The sequence below is a fragment of the Hymenobacter agri genome (assembly GCF_054778495.1).
Genome location: NZ_BAAGZM010000315.1, coordinates 1 through 4,834, shown reverse-complemented (window position 1 = coordinate 4,834; position 4,834 = coordinate 1). Strand labels below are relative to the sequence as shown.

The following is a 4,834-nucleotide window of genomic DNA, read 5'->3' as shown; positions in this document are numbered from 1 at the left end:
CGGGGCCGCCAGCTCGGCCCGCGTGGGCATGGGGCAGAGCTTCCAGAGGCCGTACGCCAGCCCGGCCAGGGGCAGGGCCAGGTACCAGTAGTGCAGCCCAATCTGGCCGGCCTGCCGGGCAATGTCGGCTCCAATGGTGTGCCACTCGTTGCTCAGCCGCCGCCCGATGAATTTGAAATACTCCCAGTCGATGATATTGAGCAGAATGCCCGGCAGGTTTAGCGCCACCAGCAGCCCGCGCAGCCACTGCTGCCCCCGCTGCGCCCGCACCGGCACCAGCAGCGACAGCAGCACCAGCGGCAGGTTCAGCCACAGCAGCGCCGATACATCGAACCGCAGCCCAAGCCAAAATGCCAGCGCCACCGCGCCCGGCGCAATACCCCGAAACGTGGCCGGGTTCAGCAGCAAAAAGCCCAGCCGCAGCAGCGAATACACGCCCAGCAGCAGGGCAAAGCGGCGCAGCAGCAGGCGAATGGCGGGAGAGGGAAGCAAGGGTAGTGAAGAGTTAATAAGTGAGAGCCGGCGGTAACAAAGCAAAGCCTCCCCGACGCGTGGTCGGGAAGGCTTTTAACTCATAACGCTGAAATGTTAACTCAAACGGTCGCCAGCTCCAGCACGCTGTCCACGCTGGTCAGGGGCAGGCCCCAGGCGTCGGCCACGCCTTTGTACACCACTTCGCCGTGCACCACGTTCAGGCCGAGGCGCAGGGCCTCGTCCCGGCGGCAGGCTTCCTGCCAGCCCTGGTTGGCCAGCTTCACGGCGTAGGGCAGGGTGGCGTTGGTCAGGGCCAGGGTGCTGGTGTAGGGCACCGCGCCGGGCATGTTGGCCACGCAGTAGTGCACCACGTCGTCGATGATGAAGGTCGGGTTTTCGTGGGTGGTGGGGTGGCAGGTTTCGATGCAGCCGCCCTGGTCCACGGCCACGTCGACCACCACGGTGCCGGGGCGCATGGTTTTTAGCATGTCGCGGGTGATGAGGTGCGGGGCTTTCGCGCCGGGAATCAGCACCGCGCCCACAATCAGGTCGGCCGTTTTGATGGCCTCACGGATGTTGTACTCGTTGGAATACTGCGTGATGACGTTCTTGGGCATGATGTCGTCGAGCTCGCGCAGACGGCTCAGGCTGATGTCCATGATGGTTACCTGCGCGCCGAGGCCGGCGGCCACCTTCGCGGCCTGCGTGCCCACGATGCCGCCGCCCAGCACCAGCACGTTGGCGGGCTTCACGCCGGGCACGCCGCCCAGCAGAATGCCGCGGCCTTTCAGGGGTTTCTCCAGGTACTTGGCACCCTCCTGCGGGGCCATGCGGCCGGCCACTTCGCTCATCGGGATGAGCAGGGGCAGGGCGCGGTTGCTGAGCTCTACCGTCTCGTAGGCCAGGCAAATGGCCTTGCGCTCAATCATGGCGTGCGTCAGCTCCTCGCCGCTGGCGAAGTGGAAGTAGGTGAACAGCAGCTGGTTCTCCTTGATGAGCGGATACTCTTCGGCAATCGGCTCCTTTACCTTAATAATCATCTCGGCCTGGCCGTACACGTCGGCAATGGTGTCGAGAATAGTGGCACCCGCCGTCTTGTACTCCTCATCCGAGAAGCCCGAGCCTTCGCCGGCCGTGTGCTGCACCAGCAGGGTGTGGCCGTGCTTGCGCAGTTCGGCTACGCCGGCGGGCGTGAGGCCCACGCGGTTTTCGTTGTTTTTAATCTCCTTAGGAACGCCAATAATCATGAGCGAAGGTGGGAAAAGTAGGGGTGAGGGGAGAGGGTAAGCTTTCGAGCCGCAAAGATAGGCGGCGGGGCTACTACCACTGGTGCGGAATTTTGGTTCAGTCGCAACTTTCAGCCGCTGGCCAACGCCGCATGCCACCGCACTACTCCGCCTCGGCCAGCAGGGCGTTCAAATCGAGGGCGCGGGTGTACATCTGCACCTGCCCGTCGGCGCTCATCGGCCACTCGGCGCGGGGCCGGTCCCAGTACAGCTCCACGCCGTTGCCGTCGGGGTCGTCGAGGTAAATGGCTTCCGACACGCCGTGGTCGGCCGCGCCGGTGATGGGGTAGTCGGCCGCCACCAACTGCTTCAGCGCGCCCGCCAGCTCAGCCCGCGTGGCGTAGAGAATAGCCGTGTGGTAGAGCCCCGCCCCGTGCTTGCGGGCGCGCGGCCCGCCCAGGCTGTTCCAGGTGTTCAACCCGATGTGGTGGTGGTAGCCGCCGGCCGAAATAAACGCCGCCTGCGGCCCAAACCGCTGCATCAGCTGGAAGCCCAGTACGCCGCAGTAGAAGCCCAGGGCCTTGTCCAGGTCAGTTACTTGCAGATGCACGTGGCCAATACGCGTTTGCGCTGGCACCACGTAATTCTCGGCCGGCACGGCCGCCGGACTGTTGCTCGTATTTTCCATAAAAAGGGATATTGAAGCGAAATTAATGTACCAACACGATTTCAATAATTGTTCCACAAAAAAGCCCCGCCAAAGTGGCAGGGCTTTCGGGTAACATTCAGGAATTCGTCCGAATCTGCGTAATCCGTCAAATCCGTTAAAATCTACAGTCCTTACTTAAACGGCACGTTCGTGGCGCCTTCCTTCATCATACTGGTGCCGGTGAGGTCGCGCACGATGGTGGCCTTGAGCGTGATTTTGGCGTCGCCGCTCACGTCGTTCGAGGTGATGGTGACGGCGTCGCTCACCTGCCCGAGCTGGCGCTGGGTGTAGAGCAGCTCAATAACTTCGCTCTGACCCGGGGCCAGCGGGGCGGGGTTGGTTTTGTAGCCCACGCAGTAGCAGCCCGACGACAGGGCCCCGAATACCAGCTCGGTTTTGCCCGTGTTGCGCACCGTGAAGCGCGCCACCGGCTGCTGCCCGGCCTCCATCTTGCCGAAATCATGGCTGCTGCGGTCGAGCACCAGGTGGGGCGAGGTGGCCAGCTGGGCCGGCGTGAGGGTGGGCTTAATCTGGTCTTTCGTCAGCACCGAGCCTTTAATGCTGAGTACCTTGCTGGGCTCGCTGGCGTTGCTGGTCACCGTCACGGTTTTGTTGAACACACCGGGGCGGCCGGCGCTGTTGTACATGGCCTTGATGACGCCCATTTTGCCGGGCAGCACGGGCGTTTTGGTCCAGTCGGGGGTGGTGCAGCCGCAGCTGGCCTGCACGTTGGCAATAACGATGGGCTGGTTGCCGGTGTTCTTGAACTTGAACTCGTAGGTGGCCATGGTGCCCTCGGGCACGTTGCCGAAATCGTGGTTATCGGCGGTGAACTGCATTACGCCCTGGGCGTGGGCAGCACCGGCCAGCAGCAGCAGGCAAAGGGTAAAAAGCTTCTTCATAACGAAAAATCGACGGGCGTTTTGGGCAAATCCAGCGCTGAATCAGGCCGACGGTGCGGCGCGGTGGCGCAACTAACTAAGTGAATTGAAGCCGTAAGCCGGGCGAAATATTCCGGCCGGCCAGCCGCTTCATTCCATGCCCAAATATACGGCCAAAGCCCCGGTGCCACCTACCCGGCCCCGATTCCGTATTTTTGCCGCCGGGTTCCGACCCGCACCCACTCTATTCAAAATTCCCACCCCGCCTTTAGCCCGTATTTATGTCCGCTGCCGAAACCGTTGTGCCCTCGCAGGCCGCGCCCCTCACCCGGGCCGATTTTCTGACCGATTACCGCTTGGCGTGGGAAAGCCGGCATGCCTCGCTGGCCGGCCGCAAGGAGGTATTCATGGGCAAAGCCAAGTTTGGCATCTTCGGCGATGGCAAGGAAGTGCCGCAGCTGGCCATGGCCCGCGCCTTCCAGAACGGCGACTTCCGCGCCGGGTACTATCGCGACCAGACCTTTATGGTGGCCATCGGCCAGCTCACCTGGGAGCAATACTTCGCGCAGCTCTACGCCAACCCCGACGTGGAGGCCGAGCCCGCCACCGCCGGCCGCGCCATGAACGGCCACTTCGCCACCCGCATGCTCGACGAAGACGGCAACCTGCGCGACCTCGCCCACACCAAAAACTCCTCGGCCGATATTTCGCCCACCGCCGGTCAGATGCCGCGCCTACTGGGCCTGGCCTACGCCTCCAAGTTGTTCCGCCAGAACCCCGAGCTGCACCAGTTCGACACGCTGTCGGTGAACGGTAACGAGGTGGCCTTCGGCACCATTGGCAACGCCAGCACCTCGGAGGGCATGTTTTTCGAGGCCCTGAACGCGGCCGGCGTGCTCCAGGTACCCATGCTGATGAGCGTGTGGGACGACCACTACGGCATCTCGGTGCCGGCTGAATATCAGACTACCAAGCAGAGCATCAGCGAGATTATGATGGGCCTGCAGCGCGAGGGCGAGGGCCAGTCGGGCTTCGAGATTTACGTGGTGCGCGGCTGGGACTACGCCGGCTTGGTGGATACCTACCAGCGCGCCGCCGCCGTGTGCCGCGAGCAGCACGTGCCCGTGCTCATCCACGTCACGGAGCTCACGCAGCCGCAGGGCCACAGCACCAGCGGCTCGCACGAGCGCTACAAGAGTAAGGACCGCCTGACCTGGGAGGAAGACCACGACTGCCTGCACAAGCTGCGCGAGTGGCTGCTGGCCGAGGGCCATGCCACCGAGCTGGAGCTCGACGAGATTGAGAAGAACGCCGCCGCCGTTATCAAAACGGCCCGCACGGCCGCTTGGGCCGCCTTCTTCAACCCCATCAAGGCCGAGCGCGACGAAGCCGTGGCCATGCTGGATAAGCTGGTGGCGGCCACCGGCAACGAAAACTCCATGCACGACCTTGTAGAGCAGCTGCGGGCCAACCCCACGCCCATCCGGGCCGATGTGGTGCGCACGCTGCGCCGCGCCCTGCGCTACCTGCGCCACGAGAAGCGC

Annotated in this window: 4 protein-coding genes and 1 pseudogene; 1 reads left to right on the top strand and 4 read right to left on the bottom strand. The window is 63.6% G+C overall.

The features are described from left to right. The 4 genes and pseudogenes from ACYVDE_RS14620 to ACYVDE_RS14605 form a co-directional block, all read right to left on the bottom strand. Positions 1-492: pseudogene (locus tag ACYVDE_RS14620) on the bottom strand (hypothetical protein); the annotation flags it as partial. A gap of 101 nt (positions 493-593) precedes the next feature. Beyond that, positions 594-1,721, bottom strand: coding sequence for an alanine dehydrogenase (ald, locus tag ACYVDE_RS14615; RefSeq protein ID WP_460502282.1), 1,128 nt, complete (start codon positions 1,719-1,721; stop codon positions 594-596). 142 nt (positions 1,722-1,863) lie between these two features. Beyond that, a complete protein-coding gene (locus ACYVDE_RS14610) occupies positions 1,864-2,388 on the bottom strand; it encodes a VOC family protein (protein WP_460502281.1) in 525 nt (174 codons plus the stop codon). A gap of 152 nt (positions 2,389-2,540) precedes the next feature. Beyond that, entirely contained in the window at positions 2,541-3,311 is a 771-nt protein-coding gene (locus ACYVDE_RS14605; protein WP_460502280.1) for a DUF1573 domain-containing protein, read from the bottom strand. 260 nt (positions 3,312-3,571) lie between these two features. Here ACYVDE_RS14605 and ACYVDE_RS14600 point away from each other — a divergent pair. Further along, a partial coding sequence (locus ACYVDE_RS14600; protein WP_460502279.1) for a thiamine pyrophosphate-dependent dehydrogenase E1 component subunit alpha occupies positions 3,572-4,834 on the top strand: 1,263 nt, incomplete at its 3' end.